General features: G+C 72.9%; 16 protein-coding genes. 9 read left to right on the top strand and 7 right to left on the bottom strand.

What is annotated here, in order from left to right; genetic code table 11:
• Positions 1 to 43: 43 nt before the first annotated feature.
• Positions 44 to 2,092: an AAA family ATPase gene (locus tag Sdagh_RS07615; protein ID WP_189419466.1), complete on the bottom strand. Its 2,049-nt coding sequence runs from the start codon at positions 2,090 to 2,092 to the stop codon at positions 44 to 46.
• 36 nt (positions 2,093 to 2,128) lie between these two features.
• Positions 2,129 to 2,725, bottom strand: coding sequence for a TetR/AcrR family transcriptional regulator (locus tag Sdagh_RS07610; protein ID WP_189419468.1), 597 nt, complete (start codon positions 2,723 to 2,725; stop codon positions 2,129 to 2,131).
• Between the two features lie 73 nt (positions 2,726 to 2,798).
• Between Sdagh_RS07610 and Sdagh_RS07605 the strand changes: the two genes are divergently transcribed.
• From Sdagh_RS07605 to Sdagh_RS07580, 6 genes are all read left to right on the top strand, one after another.
• Positions 2,799 to 4,010, top strand: a complete 1,212-nt coding sequence (locus Sdagh_RS07605; protein WP_189419470.1) for an FAD-dependent monooxygenase — start codon at positions 2,799 to 2,801, stop codon at positions 4,008 to 4,010.
• 69 nt (positions 4,011 to 4,079) lie between these two features.
• Positions 4,080 to 4,859 carry a DUF1707 SHOCT-like domain-containing protein gene (locus tag Sdagh_RS07600; RefSeq protein WP_190076839.1) on the top strand — a complete coding sequence of 260 codons (780 nt, stop codon included), beginning with the start codon at positions 4,080 to 4,082 and terminating at the stop codon, positions 4,857 to 4,859.
• 91 nt (positions 4,860 to 4,950) lie between these two features.
• Positions 4,951 to 5,706 carry a (5-formylfuran-3-yl)methyl phosphate synthase gene (locus Sdagh_RS07595; RefSeq protein WP_189419475.1) on the top strand — a complete coding sequence of 252 codons (756 nt, stop codon included), beginning with the start codon at positions 4,951 to 4,953 and terminating at the stop codon, positions 5,704 to 5,706.
• Between the two features lie 8 nt (positions 5,707 to 5,714).
• On the top strand, positions 5,715 to 7,118 hold the full coding sequence (locus tag Sdagh_RS07590; protein ID WP_189419477.1) for an aldehyde dehydrogenase family protein: 1,404 nt from the start codon (positions 5,715 to 5,717) through the stop codon (positions 7,116 to 7,118).
• A 3-nt stretch (positions 7,119 to 7,121) separates the two neighbouring features.
• Positions 7,122 to 8,228 carry an NAD(P)-dependent alcohol dehydrogenase gene (locus Sdagh_RS07585; RefSeq protein ID WP_189419479.1) on the top strand — a complete coding sequence of 369 codons (1,107 nt, stop codon included), beginning with the start codon at positions 7,122 to 7,124 and terminating at the stop codon, positions 8,226 to 8,228.
• Positions 8,229 to 8,305: 77 nt separating this feature from the next.
• Positions 8,306 to 9,211: a class I SAM-dependent methyltransferase gene (locus Sdagh_RS07580; RefSeq protein ID WP_189419481.1), complete on the top strand. Its 906-nt coding sequence runs from the start codon at positions 8,306 to 8,308 to the stop codon at positions 9,209 to 9,211.
• A gap of 71 nt (positions 9,212 to 9,282) precedes the next feature.
• Here the strand turns inward: Sdagh_RS07580 and Sdagh_RS07575 are convergent, their stop codons facing one another.
• Both Sdagh_RS07575 and Sdagh_RS07570 read right to left on the bottom strand, forming a co-directional pair.
• Positions 9,283 to 9,816: an EF-hand domain-containing protein gene (locus Sdagh_RS07575; RefSeq protein WP_189419482.1), complete on the bottom strand. Its 534-nt coding sequence runs from the start codon at positions 9,814 to 9,816 to the stop codon at positions 9,283 to 9,285.
• 276 nt (positions 9,817 to 10,092) lie between these two features.
• Positions 10,093 to 10,542 carry a spore-associated protein gene (locus tag Sdagh_RS07570; RefSeq protein WP_189419484.1) on the bottom strand — a complete coding sequence of 150 codons (450 nt, stop codon included), beginning with the start codon at positions 10,540 to 10,542 and terminating at the stop codon, positions 10,093 to 10,095.
• Between the two features lie 224 nt (positions 10,543 to 10,766).
• Between Sdagh_RS07570 and Sdagh_RS07565 the strand changes: the two genes are divergently transcribed.
• On the top strand, positions 10,767 to 11,501 hold the full coding sequence (locus Sdagh_RS07565; protein ID WP_189419487.1) for a D-Ala-D-Ala carboxypeptidase family metallohydrolase: 735 nt from the start codon (positions 10,767 to 10,769) through the stop codon (positions 11,499 to 11,501).
• Positions 11,502 to 11,567: 66 nt separating this feature from the next.
• On the opposite strand, the gene Sdagh_RS07560 is transcribed toward Sdagh_RS07565, so the two are convergent.
• The 3 genes from Sdagh_RS07560 to Sdagh_RS07550 all read right to left on the bottom strand — a co-directional run bounded on the left by Sdagh_RS07560 (position 11,568) and on the right by Sdagh_RS07550 (position 16,038).
• Positions 11,568 to 13,943 (bottom strand): M4 family metallopeptidase, encoded by a 2,376-nt coding sequence (locus Sdagh_RS07560; protein WP_189419490.1) that lies wholly within the window; start codon positions 13,941 to 13,943, stop codon positions 11,568 to 11,570.
• A 280-nt stretch (positions 13,944 to 14,223) separates the two neighbouring features.
• Entirely contained in the window at positions 14,224 to 14,892 is a 669-nt protein-coding gene (locus Sdagh_RS07555; RefSeq protein WP_190076840.1) for a Type 1 glutamine amidotransferase-like domain-containing protein, read from the bottom strand.
• 270 nt (positions 14,893 to 15,162) lie between these two features.
• On the bottom strand, positions 15,163 to 16,038 hold the full coding sequence (locus Sdagh_RS07550) for a glycoside hydrolase family 16 protein (protein ID WP_189419494.1): 876 nt from the start codon (positions 16,036 to 16,038) through the stop codon (positions 15,163 to 15,165).
• Positions 16,039 to 16,848: 810 nt separating this feature from the next.
• On the opposite strand from Sdagh_RS07550, the gene Sdagh_RS36880 reads away from it, so the two are divergent.
• Both Sdagh_RS36880 and Sdagh_RS07540 read left to right on the top strand, forming a co-directional pair.
• Complete coding sequence (locus tag Sdagh_RS36880) at positions 16,849 to 16,929, top strand: tryptorubin family RiPP precursor (RefSeq protein ID WP_226534927.1); 81 nt, start codon at positions 16,849 to 16,851, stop codon at positions 16,927 to 16,929.
• Between the two features lie 140 nt (positions 16,930 to 17,069).
• A complete protein-coding gene (locus tag Sdagh_RS07540; RefSeq protein ID WP_189419496.1) occupies positions 17,070 to 18,116 on the top strand; it encodes a cytochrome P450 in 1,047 nt (348 codons plus the stop codon).
• Positions 18,117 to 18,122: the final 6 nt, after the last annotated feature.

The following is an 18,122-nucleotide window of genomic DNA, read 5'->3' as shown; positions in this document are numbered from 1 at the left end:
TACCGCCCGCGCGCCAGGGCGAAGGGCGCGCGGGCGGTGCCGCTCAGCCGAGCGCGTCCAGTCCCCGCTCCCGCTCCCACAGCGCGTCGCACACCAGGGCGGTGCCCCGCGCGAGGTGGCGGCGGTAGGTGCTGAACGGCAGCCCGAGGCGCTGCGCGGCACTCTGCTGGGTCCGCACCCGCTGGAAGTACGTCGTGTAGAGCGCCTGGTACGCCTTGTCCTGACCGGGCTCGCTCCTGAGCCCCTCCACGGACTCGGCCAGCAGCGAGCGCAGCAGATCGGCCGGGCCGGCCTCGCTGTGGCGGGCCCGGTCACCGACCAGCCGGCTGCGCAGCAGCGGGTTCCCCTCCAGTCCGCCCGGGTCGAGGACAGAGCGCAGCGCGTCACGGACCGCGGCCCGGAACTCCGCACCGTCCAGCGCGACGACGGGCACGTCCGCCGCTCCGGCCGGCGGACCGGCGTGCAGCGCGCCCGGCTGGGTGCGGTCGAACCAGATCTCCAGCGGCGTGACCCGCCAGTCGCAGCCGTACGTGGTGAAGACCCGGCCGTTGTCCCAGTCGGTCTCGGCGACCCGCCGGTGTCCCAGGTGGTGCATCAGCCCGTCCCAGAGGGCGGCGTCCGGCGACACGATGAACGACCACGCGAGGTCACGGGAGCGGATCCAGTCGCGGCAGATCCGCAGCTGCATCAGGTGCCCCACCGTCGAGATGCCGCCGTAGTCGGCCGGGTAGACCATGAACCGGGACATCAGCAGGTGCTGGCCGGGGCGGAGCGGAGCGGTGGCGGCCACGTGCCGCCAGGCCGCCGCCGCTACCGGGTCCTCCTCGGCACCCTCCCCGGGGACGGTCAGCCGCAGCCAGGTCATGAAGGCGACGAGTTCCCCGGTCCGCGCGGACCGGTAGGCCCAGAACCCCTCGGGATGCAGCCGGAGCCAGTGGGCGACGAGACGGGCCGAGCGCTCGCCCTCCGTCCCGGCGGTCATCCGCACCGCGGTGTCGTGGTCCTCGGGCCGCAGCGGCGCCTCGTACACGTCGCCCTCGCGGGTGATGCCGGTGAAGTACGGCCCCATGGGCCCGTAGCGCTTGAGGTGGGTCAGCGCCCGGATGGCGGCCATGGCTTCCTCCTCCGGGGCGCTGCGGGCCCGCTGGAGGAGGTGGTGGCCCACCAGGCGGTGCATCCGCTCGTACCCCTGGGCGTCCCGCCAGCGCAGGTCCCGGTCGATGACCTCGGCGGCGGTCTCGTGCAGGAACAGCCCGTGCCGCCCCAGTTCGGCGTACGGCAGCCCGCGCAGCCAGGAGAACATCCGGGCGGCGTGCTCCTCGCCGACCACCGAGCGCAGCAGGCCCTCGGTGGTGACGAGGGTGTGGGCCGCGGTCTCCAGGGCCAGCCGTTCGGGTCCGGCGGGCAGTTCGCCGACCAGCGAGGTGAGCAGGGCGGTGACCACGTCGGGCGTCGGGGACCAGTCACCGGCCGTCGGCGGCTCGGCGAGCGCGACGCTGGCGGCGAGACCGAGGGCCAGGGGATGCCCGCCGGCGAAGGCGAACACGGCGTCCCGCAGATGCTCCGGGACACCGCGCCGTTCCAGCAGGGTCCGGGCGTCGTCCCGGCCGAGCGCGGCGAGCGGCAGGACCTCCAGGATGCCCTGCCAGGCGACGTCGTGCGCCCAGTGCGGGGCCGGCGCGAGCCGGCTGGCCAGCACCACGGTGGAGCCCGCGGGCAGTTCGGGCAGGAAGGTCTCCCGCAGCCAGTCCTCCAGGCCCTGGCAGTGCTCGAAGGCGTCGACGAGCAGGACCGCCGGTTCGGCCCCGGTGGCCGCGTCGGCCTCCAGCGCGAACCCGGTGGGGGAGGGGTCGATACGACGGCCGTCGACCCGTACCACCCGCCGGCCGGCCGCCGACGCCTCGTCCGCGCACCGTCTGAGCAGGGCGGACTTGCCCACTCCGCCCGGACCGTGGACGTACAGCACGGACGGCGCGTCGGGGCCCGCCGCCAGGGCCGCGCGGAACCGGGCCAGTTCATGTGAGCGACCGATGAAAGCCTGCTCACGGGCGGCGGACAGACGGGTGGACAGCCGCGGACTTCCGGGACGCATGATCGGCAATCTAACAGCAGCCCGTGCGGGTGATGATCACACGGTCCCGGGCGGCACCGAGGACGGTTTGGGGCCGGTCCGCAGGGCGCCGGCGACGAGGTCTTCGAGGACCTCGCGGGGAACCCGGCCCCCGTGCACCAGCCGGTCGAGGACGAGCCCGTCGACGCAGATGAGCAAGGTACGGGTGCGGCTCTCGACGTCGGGGACACCGTGCCGGGCGAGGAACCGGCGGACCGTGTCGCGGGCGGCGTTCTCCCGGGGCACGAGGATCTCGCGCAGCTCCGGGGCGCGGACGCTCTCGATGGTGCAGGCGTAACGGGCCAGTGAGCGGCGCCGCCCTTCGCCGGTGAGCCGCCGGCGGCTGAGCCGCGCCAGGGCGTCGACCAGGTCGTCGGCGGTCCGCAACGGCGGGAGCCGCTCGGCCGCCGCCCGCAGCTCGCTCTGGTCGAGGTGGACGAGGCGGGTGACGAGCGCGGTGAGCAGCGCGGCCCGGGTGCGGAAGTACGCCGACGTGGTGCCGGGCGGCAGGGCCGCGGCGCGGTCGACCGCGCGGTGGGTCAGGCCGCGCATCCCTTCGTCGGCGAGTACGCCGAGAGCCGCGTCCGCGAGGAGGGTGCGTCGGTCGGGAGCCATGACCCCTTTCTACACCTGTAGACCGCCGCGTAGGATCACTCTTCTACATCTGTAGAAGAGTGAGGGGTTCGCCATGGGTGACAGGGCAGTGATCGTCGGAGGAGGCATCGGCGGACTGGCCGCCGCGATCGGACTCCACCGCACCGGCTGGGAGGTGACGGTCGTCGAGCGCACGACCGTGCTCGACGACGCCGGGGCGGCCATCTCGCTGGCCGCCAACGGCCTCAGGGCCCTGGACGAACTCGGCGTCGGCGAAGCGGTGCGGGCGGCCGCGCGCGGCCAGTACGCCGGCGGCACCCGGACACCCGGCGGCACCTGGCTGACGCGCATGGACGGGCGGGCGCTGGAGGCGGCGGTCGGGGCGCCGATCATGGGTGTCCCGCGCGCGGAGCTGCACCATCTGCTCCGCGCGGCCCTGCCCGCAGATGCCCTGCTGACCGCGACCGAGGCCGGCCCGGTCCGTGCCACCGGCACCGGAAGGGTCCAGGTCGAGCTGGCCGAGGGGACGCTGGAGGCCGACCTGGTGGTGGCGGCCGACGGCGTCGGCAGCAGGACGCGCGGCCGGCTCTTCCCCGCTCACCCCGGCCCGGTGTACAGCGGCTCGACGGTGCTGCGGGCCATCACCGACCGCCCGGTCGACGGATGCGGTGACTTCGAACTGACCTGGGGGCGGGGCGCGGAGTTCGGGCACATCGGCCTGCGGGACGGCCGGGCCGAGTGGCACGCCGTCCTCACCGTCCCCGAGGGGACGCGCTTCCCGGACCCGCTGGCCGAACTGCGCCGACGGTTCCACGGCTGGCACGCCCCGGTCCCCGCGCTGCTGGACGCGACCCGCCCCGCGGCCGTCCTCCACCACGATGTCCGGGAACTGCGCACACCGCTGCCCTCGTACGCCGTCGGCCGCGTCGCCCTGCTCGGCGACGCGGCCCACGCGATGACCCCCAACCTCGGCCAGGGCGCCTGCCAGGCCCTGGAGGACGCGGTCGTGCTGGCCGCCGCGCTCGCCGGCGGGCCCACCGTCGAGGCCGCCCTCACCCGGTACGACGCCGAGCGCCGGCCCCGCAGCCAGGCCGTGGCCCGCGCCGCCCGCCGGGCGGGACGCATGGGCCACCAGCTCTGCCACCCCCTGGCCGTCGCCGCCCGCGACACGGCCATGCGGCTGGCACCCTCCGGCGCCACCCTGCGCATGATCCTGCGCCACCACGACTGGCGGCCCCCGAAACCGGGGCGGACGCCGGGCGCTCGCCAGCCGTCCGGCGACCGCTGGAAAGGTGCCGCGACATAGCGTCACTCCTCTGTCCGGCCGCGCGGAGACGTACCGCGCGCAGACGGCCGACCGGACCAGGACGGAAGCATGCCGGCAGGGATCCCACCCACCGGGAAGCCTTCGAACCCCGGTTCCCCGCCCGGACCCCGGGCCCCTCACACGGACCGCGACCGGGCGGTGGACGTGCTGCGCGTCGCGGCCGGTGACGGCCTGCTCACCGCCGACGAGCTGGACGAGCGTCTGGAAGTCGCGCTCTCCGCACGGTCCCTCAGCGAACCGGCCGAACTCACCGCCGATCCGCCGGCCACCGCGCACGGCGCCACCGCGAAGGCCACGGACACCGTCCGGATCGAGCAGGCGTTCAGCGGCGCGGTCGAGCGATCGGGCCGCTGGACCCTGCCGCGGCGACTGGAACTCGCGGTGACGTGGTGCGACGCGACACCCGGCCACGCCGAGGCCGTGATCACCCACGACACCCTGCGGATCGACGTGGCCATGGCGGGAGAGACCCTGACGCTGATCACGCGACCGGGCATCGAGACCGACATCGACGGCCTGATCCCGGTCCACTGCGGGCTCCGGCACCGCCACGCGCGGACGGCCCCGGACGCCCCCGCCGAGCTGCGGGTGGACGTGGTCGGCCAGAAGACCCACGGCGAGGTGGTGGTGCGGCCCACGCGTCGGACATTCGGACGGTGGCCGCTGCGCAGGCCCGCCTCCGCGGACTGGGCGACGCCCGGGACACCACGCGCGGAGAGCGTTCCGTGTCGCGATGCGACCGTTCTGCCCCGCTCTGTACGGCGCGTCAGGCGTGTGCGCGAGCCCTCGAATAGGCACTCTGCGCGCCCTACCGGTTCCGCTGAGTGACAGAAATGATGAGCACACCGCACCCGAACCAGGTGATCCGCGGTTCCCCCTGCGTCCCGGCTGGGCGGACCGGCGGCGGAAGGAGTCCACGGTGTTGCTTCTCATTTCCCCGGACGGTGTCGAGGAGGCCCTCGACTGCGCCAAGGCGGCGGACCATCTCGACATCGTCGACGTCAAGAAGCCCGACGAGGGCTCCCTCGGCGCGAACTTCCCCTGGGTCATCCGGGAGATCCGCGACGCGGTACCGGCGGACAAGCCGGTCTCCGCCACCGTGGGGGACGTCCCGTACAAGCCCGGCACGGTGGCGCAGGCCGCGCTCGGCGCGGTCGTCTCGGGCGCCACGTACATCAAGGTCGGCCTCTACGGCTGTACGACGCCCGGCCAGGGCGTCGAGGTCATGCGCGCGGTCGTCCGGGCCGTGAAGGACCACCGCCCCGAAGCGCTCGTCGTCGCCTCCGGCTACGCCGACGCCCACCGGATCGGCTGCGTCAACCCGCTCGCCCTGCCCGACATAGCCGCCCGTTCCGGCGCCGACGCCGCCATGCTCGACACCGCGATCAAGGACGGGTCGCGGCTGTTCGACCACGTACCGCCGGACGCCTGTGCCGAGTTCGTCCGGCGCGCCCACGCCGCCGGTCTGCTCGCGGCCCTCGCCGGCAGCGTCAAACAGGACGACCTCGGCCCGCTGACCCGTATCGGCACCGACATCGTCGGAGTGCGCGGAGCGGTCTGCGAGGGCGGCGACCGCAACGCCGGACGCATCCGCCCGCACCTGGTGGCCGCCTTCCGGGCGGAGATGCGCCGGCGGGCCCACGAGCACGCGGCCGGCGCCACCACGGTGAGCTGACCGCCGGCATGCTCACCTCCGCACCCGACCACCTCCCCGGGCGCCGGGCCGCGCGCCTCACCGTCGTCGACCCGGCCACCGGGGAGGTCTTCGGCGAAGTCCCCGACCAGCGGCCGGACATACTGGACGCCGTCATCGGACGGTCCCACCGGGCCTGGCTCGGCTGGCGCGCGGATCCCGCGGCCCGCGCCGCCGCGCTGCACGCCGCGGCCGGTGCCGTGGAGGCGGCCGGCGACGACCTCGCCCGGCTGCTCACCCGGGAGCAGGGCAAGCCCCTGGCCGAGTCGCACGCCGAGATCGCCCGCACGGCGGCCCGGCTGCGCTACTTCGCCGGCCTGGCTCCCAGGACCCGGCGGATCAGCGACGGCCGGCCCGGGCACAGCGAGGTCCGCTGGCGTCCCCTCGGACCCGTCGCCGCGATCGTGCCGTGGAACTTCCCGATCCAGCTCGCGGCGGCGAAGTTCGCGCCCGCGCTCGCGGCGGGCAACACCGTGGTCCTCAAGCCGTCCCCCTTCACCCCGCTCGCCACCCGGCTGCTCGGGTCCGTCCTCGCCGGCGCCCTGCCCGAGGACGTCCTGACCGTCGTCACCGGCCGTGAACCGCTCGGCGCGCGGCTGGCCGCCCACCCCGGCATCCGCCACGTCACCTTCACCGGCTCGGTGCCCACCGGACGGGCGGTCGCCGAAGCGGCGGCGGCCCCGCTCGCCCGGGTCACCCTGGAACTCGGCGGCAACGACGCCGCCGTCCTGCTGGACGACGTGGACGTGGACGGGATCGCGGACCGGCTGTTCTGGGCCGCCTTCCGCAACTGCGGGCAGGTCTGCATGGCGGTCAAACGTGTCTACGCCCCGGCCCGGCTCCACGCCCGGGTCGTCGAAGCCCTCGCCGAGCGCGCCCGGACCGTCACCGTCGGACCCGGCCTCGACCCGGAAACCCGGCTGGGACCCGTCAACAACGCCCCCCAGCTGGCCCGGGTCGAGCGGCTCGTCCGGCGGGCCCTCGCGGACGGCGCCAGGGCGGCGGCCGGCGGCCACCGGCCGGCCGGACCGGGCCACTTCTTCGCCCCCACCGTCCTCACCGACGTCCCGCCCGACAGCCCGGTGGTGACCGAGGAGCAGTTCGGACCGGTCCTGCCGGTACTGCCGTACCGGAGCCTCGACGAGGCCGTCGAGGCCGCCAACGGCACCGCGTTCGGACTGGGCGGCTCCGTGTGGAGCGGCGACCCCGACCGGGCCGAGGCGGTGGCCGACCGGCTCGAATGCGGCACGGCCTGGATCAACCACCACGCCGAACTGTCCCTCGCCCAGCCCTTCGCGGGTACCAAGGACAGCGGCGTCGGCGTGGCCGGCGGACCTTGGGGGCTGTACGGCAATCTGCGCCCGTTCGTCGTCCACCGCCCGCGGGAGGTGTGACGGTTGAGATTCCGGGCGGCCGTACTGCGCTCGTACGAGAAGCCGTTCACGGTCGAGGAGGTGGCCCTGCGGACGGACCCCGCCCCCGGCGAGATCCTGGTCGAGATCGCCGGCTGCGGGATGTGCCGGACCGATCTCGCGGTCCGGCGATCGGCCGGCCGCAGCCCGCTGCCCGCGGTGCTGGGCCACGAGGGGGCCGGGGTCGTGGTGCGCGCGGGCGGCGGCCCGGACACCGCCGTCGGCGTCGGGGACCACGTCGTACTGAGCTTCGACTCCTGCGGGCACTGCGACAACTGCCGCGGCGCGGCCCCCGCCTACTGCGACTCCTTCGCCTCCCTCAACCTGTTCGGCGGACGAGCGGAGGACCCGCCGCGGCTCACCGACGCCGCCGGGGGAGCGCTGGCCCCCCGCTGGTTCGGCCAGTCCTCCTTCGCCGAGTACGCCCTCGTCCCGGCGCGCAACGCCGTCCGGGTCGACCCGGCGCTGCCCCTCCACCTGCTCGGGCCGCTCGGCTGCGGCTTCCTCACCGGCGCCGGAGCCGTGCTGAACACCTTCGCCGCCGGCCCGGGCGACACCCTCGTCGTCCTCGGCGCGGGAGCCGTGGGCCTGGCCGCGGTGATGGCGGCCACCGCCGCCGGGGCGCTGACCGTGGCCGTCGACCGGCATCCCGGGCGGCTGGCCCTGGCCGAACGGTTCGGGGCGACCCCGCTGCCCGCCACCACGGCGGGACTGGCCGAGCGGGTCCGGCGGCTCACCGGCGGCGGAGCGCGGTACGCGCTCGACACCACCGCATCCGCCCCGCTCGTCAACGACGCGCTGCGGGCCCTGCGCCCCACCGGCAGCCTCGGCCTGGTGGCACGGCTGCACACCGCGCTGCCGCTCGAACCGGGCACGCTCGACCGGGGCCGGAGCATCCGCCACCTCTGCGAGGGGGATGCCGTCCCCAGCCTGCTGATCCCGCTGCTCATCCGGCTCTGGCAGGCCGGCCGCTTCCCCTTCGACCAGCTCGTCCGTACCTACCCGCTGGCCGACATCAACGAGGCCGAGCGCGACTGCGACGCCGGCCGCGTCGTCAAGCCCGTGCTGCTGCCCGCCGGCCGAAGCCGGTGAGCCGGGCACACGGCACCGCGCACCCCCGTCCGACGAGCAGCCGGCTCGCGGTTCCCACTTTCGCCCACGGAGGAGACATGACCGGTACGGCGCCGCAGCACACGGACGTGGAAGGCGTGGACGGAGGCGTCGGCCTGACCGCCCTCCTGGTCGCCGCGGCACGGGCGATCGAGACCCACCGCGACGACACCCTGGTCCAGGACCCCTACGCCGAACACTTCGTCCGCGCCGCCCCGGCCTGCGAGGACTGGCCGGTGCGCCTGGAGCAGGTCCCGGACGGGGACGCCGACCCGCTGTGGGGGCGGTTCGCCCGCTACTTCGGCCTGCGCACCAGGGTCCTCGACGACTTCCTGCTCCGGGCGGTCCGGACGGGCGCCCGGCAGGTGGTGCTGCTGGGCGCGGGTCTGGACACGCGTGCCTTCCGGCTGGACTGGCCGTCGGGCCGCGCGGTGTTCGAGATCGACCGGGCGGGCGTGCTGGCGTTCAAGCACCGGGTGCTCACGGACCTGACGGCCACTCCGAGGGCGGAGCGCGTCCCCGTGCCGGTCGACCTGCGCGCGGACTGGGCCGGCGCGCTGGCCACCGCCGGCTTCGACCCGTCCGTACCGAGCGTCTGGCTGGCGGAGGGACTCCTCTTCTACCTGCCGGGCCCGGCCGAGACGTACCTCATCGACACGGTCGACGGGCTGACCACCCAGGGCAGCGCGCTGGCCTTCGAGGCCAAGCTGGAGAAGGACCTGCTGGTGTACCGCGACAGCGCGATCTACACGGCGACGCGGGAGCGGATCGGCATCGACCTGCTCCACCTCTTCGACAAGGGGCCACGCCCCGACTCCGCGGGCGCCCTCGCCGCCAAGGGCTGGTCCACGTCGATGCACACCCCCTTCGACTTCACCGAACGGCACCGGCGCGGCCCCCTCCCCGAGCCGAACGACGCCCTGGAGGGGAACCGGTGGGTGTTCGCGCACAAGCCCCGGCCCTGACGTCCGGACCGGGGCCGGGGGGTGGGTCCCGCCGCGGACCCCGCCCCCCGGGACATCGCTGACGGACCGTGTCAGAGTGCCCGGGCTGCCACCAGCTGGTCGCCCGGGATTCCGGCCAGGTCCGGCGCGTAGTAGTCCTTGATGCCGGCGGACCACGTGGCCACGGTGACGCGGTCCTCGGAGTCCGGGCCGAAGGCGTCGAACAGGGCGTGGACGTTCGCCTCCTCGAAACCGATCGCCGTCATCAGCGACACGAAGAGGGGGCGTTCGATCAGGCCGTCCCCGTCGGGATCGCCGAGGGCGGAGAGCGCCTCGGCGAACTCGGCGATCGTGTCACCGAAACGCGCGGGATCGAGTACGAAGGGACGGAACTCGTCCACGGTGATCACGCCGTCGCCGTCGGCGTCCAGTTCGGCGGCCAGCGTCGTCCAGTAGCGGCGGAACGCGGCCCGGAGGGCGTCCTTGGCGCCGTCGTCCGACGCGGCCGCCGCCTCCAGCACGCGGCCCGTCATCAGGTCGAAGTCGTCGGAGTCGATGACTCCGTTGCCATTGGCGTCGAAGAGGGAGAAGACCAGCTCGACCCGCTTGGCGGCCTCAGTGCGCATGCCCATCACCTGTTCTTCCGCGATCCGTGGAAAGCTCGGCCCGGCGCGTGCCGCGGCCATGCTCCATACAACCGCCGTGAAGAGGCACAAGCTCCCGAACTCCGTTTCTGGTGACAAAAACAATGATAGATGATCACATGTGACAATACGGACGCCGCGTGCGTGCGGGAATCGGGCTGCCGCGACCGCCCGCGCGCCGGCGGCCTGCCGCGTCCGGTGACGCGGCAGGCCGCTCGGGGCGGATCCGGCCGGCCGGCGGCCGTCAGGAGCGGCGGGTCACCCGGTCGTGGTGGTCCGGCTCTCCTTGAGCTTGGCGCAGTTGGAGCCGGTGACGTTGACGGTGACGTTGCCGATGCTGCCGCCCCAGTCCACGCAGTGGGCCTTGCCGTAGACGTAGGTGGGGCCCGCGTACGAGGTGTACCGCCCGTAGTCCTCGTCGTACGCCTCGGTGTCCGGTACGTAGATCCACGCGGACATGTCCGTCGCGGTGCCCGGAGTGCTGCGGATGGTCGCCACGCAGTTCTTGCCGTTGGCGGCGTTGTAGGTGAGGTAGACGGTGCCGCGCGAACCGACGGCGGCCGAGTTGACGGTCTTGTAGCCGCTGCCGCAGACCTTCTCGGCGGTGGTGTTGGGCGCCGCGGACGCGGGTGCGGCGAGCGCGGTGGCACTGCCCAGGGCCAGGGCCGCCACGGCGGTGACGGACAGGACGGGTCGGGTGATGCGCATATTTCCCCCTTGCGGTCGTAGGAGCTGTTTGCTCCTGTCTGGTGGGACGACGGACAGAGGGGAATGGTTGTGCTCCGGATGCTCCGTTCCTGTGGATCCGTGCCGTGCGAGGCGGGCGTTCGAAAGGAACCGGCCAGGACACCGTCCGCCTGGCCCTGTTGACGGTCCGAGCCCGTTCCGGCACCGTCGGAGGCTCCGCCCCCTTCCTGCTCGTGGGAGACACCATGCTCAGACGTGCGTTCCGTACCCTTCTCTCGATTGTCATGATCGCTTCACTCACGGGCCTCGGTGTCACGCTCACCACCGGCACCGCACACGCCGACGACTGTTACACCTTCCCCCGCACGCTGAGCCAGGGCAGCAGCGGCGAGGACGTCCGCCAGTTGCAGATCAGGGTGGCCGGCTATCCCGGATACGGGTCCGTCCTGGCGATCGACGGGCAGTTCGGGGCCGGCACCAAGGCCGCCGTGACCCGTTTCCAGCAGGCGTACGGGCTCGGGGCGGACGGCGTCGCGGGACCGGCGACCTTCAGCAAGATCTACGCCCTCCAGGACAGCGACTGCACGCCGGCCCACTTCACCTACGCGGAGATGAACCGCTGCAACTCCGACTGGTCCGGCGGGGCCGTCTCCGCCGCGGCGGCCCGTGCCAACGCGCTGCAGCAGATGTGGAAGCTGGAGGCGCTGCGGCACGCGCTCGGCGACCGTCCGCTGACCACCAGCAGCGGCTTCCGCTCCTACTCCTGCAACAACGCCGTCGGCGGGGCCGCCGGCAGCAACCACCTGTACGGACGCGGAATCGACCTGGTCGGCTCACCGTCCTTCTGCGAGATCGTCAGACAGGCCCGCAACCACGGCTTCAACGAGATCCTCGGTCCGGGCTACCCGGGCCACAGCGACCACGCCCACCTGGGCAGCCAGAGCTCCCGCTTCTGGTCCGCCTCCTCCTGCGGAATCTGAGCCGCACCACGGCAGGACGGCCCCGGCCCCGGCCCCGGCCCCGGCCGCGGACGGGGCCTTCGGGGGTCAGAAGGTCAGCGACCAGCGGTCGAGATAGCCGGGTTCGGTAAGGAAGATGCCGGGAGTGTTGTCGGTGACCCGCAGTGTCCACGTCCCGTTCGCGGGCAGCGCCGAGGCGTCGACGGTGAAGGTGGCGTGCAGCTCACTGCCGGTGTCCCAGACGAAGTCCTTCACCATCAGCGCGGTTCCGTCCTCGGCGACCAGCTCGATGATCTGCCCGCCGATGAAGTCGTGGACGAGGTCCACGGTCACCTTCAGGTCGTCCGGTGCCGCTCCGTCCCGTCCGGTGACCGTCAGAGGTGACGTGACGGACCGCCAGTTCGGGATGTCGAACCGGTCCGGGTTGACGAAGTGATCGCCGCCCGACGCCAGCACCGTCCACCGGTAGGCGAGCCGCCGTGTCTCGGCTGCGGAGTTGGTGACGGTCACCTCGACGGAGTACTCACCCGCCCGGATGGGTGTGCCGGTGATACGGCCGTCGGCGGCACCGATGCCGAGGCCGTCCGGGAGACCCGTGGCCGCGTACGTCAGCGCGCCCGGCCGGGTCGAGGTCGCCGTGATCGTCCGGTCGACCGGCTGGCCCACGGCGGCGTCGCGGGACGGCGGAGCGTCGACGGCGATGTGGCTGACGTAGCGGGGGCCTACGTCGACGGCGGCCCACGCGTTGCCGACCGCCTCGTAGGCGTCGCTGGTGGTGCCGAAGAGGTCGGCGGCGGCGCGCAGGGTGGCCACTCGCGCTCCGGCGTAGTCGGTGGTGCTGGTCATGTAGCGGGTGAGTGCCCGGTACCAGACGTTCGTGGCGTTGTGCAGACCGATGCCCGCCACCGGGAGCCCGTCGTGGGTGGGACTGCTGTAGGTGACGCCGTTGACCGTCCTGCTGCCGCTGCCCTCGGCCAGCAGGTAGAAGAAGTGGTTGCCGACGCCCGAGCTGAAGTGCGGGTCCAGCTTCCGGGTCCCGGCCGTCCAGTAATCCTGTGAGGTGCCCTTGGCGGAGGCGTCCTTGGAGGGCTCGTCCATGTACCGCAGAGGCTTCCCGGTGCCCCGGACGTCGGCCAGCTCGCCGATCATGTAGTCCGGCACGTCCCGCGCACCGGCGGCGAAGAACTCGACGGCGGTTCCCATGATGTCGCTCGTGGCCTCGTTCAGCCCGCCGGACTCCCCGGTGTAGATCAGGCCGGCGGTGTGCGCGGTGACGCCGTGGGTCATCTCGTGCGCGGCGATGTCCAGTTCGGTCAGCGGCCGCTGGTCGTTCATGCCGTCGCCGTAGGTCATGCAGAAGCAGAGGTCGTCCCAGAAGGCGTTGGCGTAGGCGTCGCCGAAGTGCACCCGGGAGGTCGCGCCCACCCCGTCGTCGGCTATGCCGTTGCGTCCGAAGCGGTCGTGGTAGAAGTCCCAGGTGCGCTGGGCGCCCCAGGCCGCGTCGACGGCCGCCGTCTGGGGGCTCGCGGCGGTGCCGTCGCCCCACCGGTCGTCGGGGTCCGTCAGCAGTACGGGGCTGCCGTCGCCCACGTCGTAGGTGCGGTGGCCGCCCCGCTGGGGGTCGGACAGTTCGTACGCGTCCCCCTTGCGGGTCGTGGCCAGGGGCACCGGCCCGCTGTACTGGCTGATGCCCTCGCCCGCCTGGATCTCGTCCCAGGAGGCGAGCCGTCCGCCGGTCGACGCGTCGGTCAGGACGTGCAACCGACTCGGTGTGCCGTCTTCCCGGGTGCCTTCGACAACGTTGTCCCACGCCAGGCGAGGCGTCCCCGCCGCCGCCCAGACGACGCGGCGCGACCGCGTCCGGTCCGTCTCGCCGCCACCGAGGCGGGAGGCGGCCCAGGACCGTGCCCGCTGTCCCGCGTCGGCCGAGGAGATCTCGGCCCGGGTCGAGGGGGAGCCCAGGTCACGACGGGCGTTCCAGGTCACCGAGTGCTCCGACGGGCCGTCGTGGACGACGAGGTCACCGCCGATGACGGGCAGTCCCCGGTAGGTGCGCTCGTAGCGGGTGTGCACCGTTCCGTCGGCGTCCTCGACGACGTCCTTGGGCTGGAGCACCTCGTCGGCGCCCAGGCCGGCCGCGCGGGCGGTCTCCTCGCGACGGTCACCGGCCTGTTCGAGCAGGCGGTGCCGTTGCTGCCCGGTCAGCGGCACGGACTCGGCGGCGGGGTCGGGGACGGCTCTGAGAAGCCGTGGGACCGGCGGGCGCGGGGGGCCGTCGCCGGCTGCGCGAGCCGGTACCGCGGCGGCCGACAGGACCAGGGACGCGGAGGCCGCGACCCAGAGGAACACGGACGCCGGCCGCCGGCGCGCGGCGCGCGTCCCGGATCTTCCGGGTCTTTCGGATTCCTCGTGAGGTGCGGGAGGCGACAGCTTCGCCACGGAACAGCTCCTCTCATCGGACATGCCGGACCACGCCGAACGGCACGGGCGACGGCGTCCGAAGGGAAGTCGGGGGAGTGCGCCGACGGTTCGGCACACGTCGATGATCGCAGCGCGGTCGTCGGGCTGTCATCACTGCGGAGATCACTGTCCGGAAAGCGGTCGCCCTGCTCCGGGCGGGCGACTCTTCCCCGTACGGCCACCACTTGCGCCTTTACACAGCGGCAACAGCCCGCTAACCAGCGTCTTTGGCTGTATCTCGTCCTCGCGTACGTCCGGCCCCGGCGTCCTCCCACGGCACAGGTCAGGGGTGGAAGCGCCACCGGCCCTCGGAAAGGACGTCCACCTCGCCGTCCCGGACGCGAACGGCCGTCTCGTCGTCGATGAAGTAGATCGGGAAGTCCGCCCGTGCGGCGATGCGGTCGGCCCAGGTGTCGCCCCGCTCGGGGAAGTCCGGCGAGTACAGATGGGGCTTGAGGTACCAGTCGAAGAGGCCGAACGGCGGCTCCAGGGTCGCCTCGCCGAGCACACGCAGGTCCTCGGTGTCTCCGATGACGTCGGCGGAGTTCCCGGTGAGATGACGGCTGAAGATCATGGAGCCGGCGCTGAAACCCACGTAGACCCGGTCCTCCAGCGCCTTCAGGAAGCCGTCGGCCAGGCCGTTGCCGGTGATGCTGCGAGCGAGATGGTAGTGGTTGCCGCCGCCGACGTAGACGACGTCGGCGTGCAGCAGCCGGTCGAGCACCATCCTCCGGGGCAGGCCGTTCAGTTCCAGGACGTCGAACTCCCGCCAGCCGAGGCCGTGCAGCCGGTTCATGTCGGTGAGGAACCACCCGTGGTCCCCGGGCTCGGCGACCGAAGCCGTGGGCACGTACACGACGTTCGCCGACCCGAACGGCTTGCCCAGCATGTCCCGCAGCGCGTCCCGCAGTGTGTCGTTGCGCAGGCCACCGGCGGTCAACAGAAAGTTCATCGGGCGAGCCAAGCATGGTTGCCGTATGCGCGCAACGAACGCGCGACCAGCGAAGACGAACGCGGCCGGCAGGCCGCGCAAGCGGCACTCGCGTCTTCACCTGCCGGGGTCAGAAGGGCGTCAGGAGGAGGAACTCGTGCGGCGTGTTCAACCGTGTTGCGGTAATCGCTGTCCTCGTACCCGTCCACCCGTCCCATGGAACGCGCCACCGCATGGGTGACGCCCCCGCCGTGCTGGTCGCGCCGAAGACACCGCACCGCCCCGCCGCGGTCAGGCGCGCTCGTACACACGCACCCAGTCCGTCAGCATGCGGACCGGAAACGTGGTGGACGAGGGGACGGGGCCGGGCCAGGTGCCGCCGACGGCCAGGTTGAGCAGCAGGTAGAAGTCCTGGTCGAAAACCCACTCCCGTCCGGCGCCGTGGGACGCGCGCAGATCGGTGTGGTACTCGTGACCGTCGACGGACCAGGCGATCCGGTCCTCGTCCCACTCCACGCCGTACGTGTGGAAGGCGTCGGAGAAGCGCTTACCGTCCGGGAGGGTACGGCTGCCGCCGATTCCCTCGTCCCCGTAGCCAGGTCCGTGGACGGTTCCGTAGACGGTGTCCGGTTCGCCGCCCACTACCTCCATGACGTCGATCTCCCCGTTCCCGGGCCAGGACGTGGTGTCGTCGTCGCCCATCATCCAGAACGCGGGGAGGAAGGGGCCGGCGCCGGGAACCCTGACGCGAGCCTCGATCTTCCCGTAGGTCTGGGAGAACGTGCCCTTCGTCGTCAGCCGGGCCGAGGTGATGTCGCAGGTGCCGTGCGGGCAGTCGGCCATGCCCGGCAGTTCCTCCCGGCGCGCGGTGATGACGAGGTGACCGTCACCGTCGGTGGCCGCGTTGCCGGTTCTGTCGGTGTAGTACTGCCACTCCTCGTTGCCCCACTGGGGTTCCCCGCCCGTGTCGTGGACCCATTTGGCGGGGTCGGGAGCCTCGCCCGCCGCTCCGGAGAATTCGTCGGCCCATGTCAGCCGCCAGCCGTCCGGCGCTGCCCGCGTACCGCCGGACGGCGAGGCGGAGCAGGAGGAGAGCAGCAGCCCGGTGAGCAGGACACCGACAGCCAGACGAGCCGGGGTGCGCTGACGACCGGGGACAACACGCATACGGAGAACTCCTTGCGGGGCATGGGAGGACGGACCCACGGGGCGAACGGCCACGGGGCCGCGGCCATCGGGCGGTACGGCGCCGCGGGCCGGCCCGGCACGTCCGGGAGCCTCCCTCGCGCACCGCTGGGCCCGGCGCCGTCGGTGACAGCCTGACACGGCGTCGATGGCAACCGCCCAGCGCCCCCGGCTCCGTGGCGGGACACCGCGTGCACCGGTACCCCACCGTCCACGAGGTCGTCATCGTCGACCGGCAGCCGACTCGTCGCTGTCGGCCGACCGGTCACCGGCAACCGCGACGACTGCACGGCATGCGAGCACTCCGGGGCGAGGACGCCGCCGGCCGCGCCACCGTGACGGCGGCTACCGCGGCACCGGCCTTGTCATCCCGCACCGCCGCCGCGAACCCGGCCGGGCCGGCCCCGGACCGGAAAGAAGAACACAACGCCTGTCACCGCGGAATCCGCGCTCACGTCGAGCACGCCTCCGCCCGCACGAAGTCTCGGGAGACCTTTCGCGGTTGTCGTCTCAAAGACGAAGGCGTCCCCCACACGCTGCGCGGCACTTCCCGCTTCACGATCTCGTCCTCGCCGGATGACCGGGAAACAAAGCTTCACCGGGGAGCGCGAGCCGCTTGAGGGTGCTGTCGCCGAGCATGCCGCGACCCTCGTGACACCCCGGAGGTCGCGGGGACCGATTGCAGGCGAACTCCCCATCAGCATCATTTTGAGCAAGCAAGAGATTAACTGCGGTCCGTACTCGGTAGCTTCCCCTGGTCACGTGATCTTCACCTGGTAAGGAGGTGCACCGATGAAGCTTCTCTTCTCCCTGCGCAACCGCGTCGCAGCCCGCAAGAGCCTCAAGGCGAACGCCTGGTACCTCTGGTACTGAGCCGACCCGTACGGGCGCAGGCCGCCGGGCCAGCCGCGAGGACGGCCCGGCGGCACCAGCCTCACCTCAGGACGCCCCAGGAGGCCGGTGAAGGGGGGCGCCCATCCGCAGCCCAGCCCGATCGCCCCGCCGGAGGACACATGCCGTCATCAGGGACGGTGCGCCCGCGCACCACCGAGCTTGCCCCGCGCCTCGCCGCCCTCCTGGACGACCACCTCGGACAGGACGTCTTCCGGCTGGAACCCGACACCGTCGGAGTCGCCGGACCCGACATCATGGACCGTGTCCTCGCCGCGCGCCGCGCCACGGAGACCGAACGCCCCACCTTCAAACCACTGCACGGCCGTTCCATCACGAAGGCCGAGGCGTCCTCGGTCACCCGCACCGTCGGCAACGATGTCCGTGAGGCCCTGCGCCGGCCCCGGCAGGGCACCGTGGACCTGTCGGGCTCCTGGCCACTGACCGGACACCTCTTTCTGCGCGACCTCATCCTCGGCCGGGATCCCCGACGGCTGCGCGTCCTGATGAGCCGCACCCTGGAACTGACCCCCAAACTCACCTGGTCGGTCATCGCCGCGGGCGCGGCGCTCCCCGGCTGGCCCCGCCCCGCCGAGCACCTGACCGGCCTCGGCAACCGTGCCGCTGCGGCCAAGGGTTACCAGGACCGTCGCTACGCCATGGGCATCTACCGGAGAGCAGCGGCACCGGTGTGCTTCACCGTCTCCACCCTGGTGGCCGATGCCCTGTGGCTGGGCGCTCCCTTCGCCGACGGCGTCCCCAACCGCCACATCATCCACGAATCACTGCGCCTGCTGCCGCCGTCCTGGAACATCCTGCGCAATGCCTCGCCGGAGTATCCCGTCATCGATGCCCGCATCGGCGCGAAGGACGACGTTCTGCTTCTGCCGCTGCTGTCCCACCGCGACCCCGCCCTGTGGGACGATCCCGACAGCTTCCGCCCCGAACGGTGGGACCACCTCGACCCCGAGGCAACTCCTGGCTATCTGCCCTTCGGGCACTCCTCCGAGCGCTGTTGGGGACGGCACATGGTCATGCCGCTCGCCGAACTGCTCCTGGACCTGATCCGCGAGTGCGGACTCGTCGTCGATCCGCACCAGCGCGTCGCCAAGGTGCCACTGCTCGGTCTGCTGGGTGTGGACGGCATACGACTCACCCGGCCGTCGTGACCCCAT

The sequence above is a fragment of the Streptomyces daghestanicus genome (assembly GCF_020521275.1).
GTDB lineage: Bacteria > Actinomycetota > Actinomycetes > Streptomycetales > Streptomycetaceae > Streptomyces > Streptomyces griseoviridis.
The sequence above is the reverse complement of the archived record's forward strand: the minus strand, read 5'-3'. Positions and strand labels throughout refer to the sequence as shown.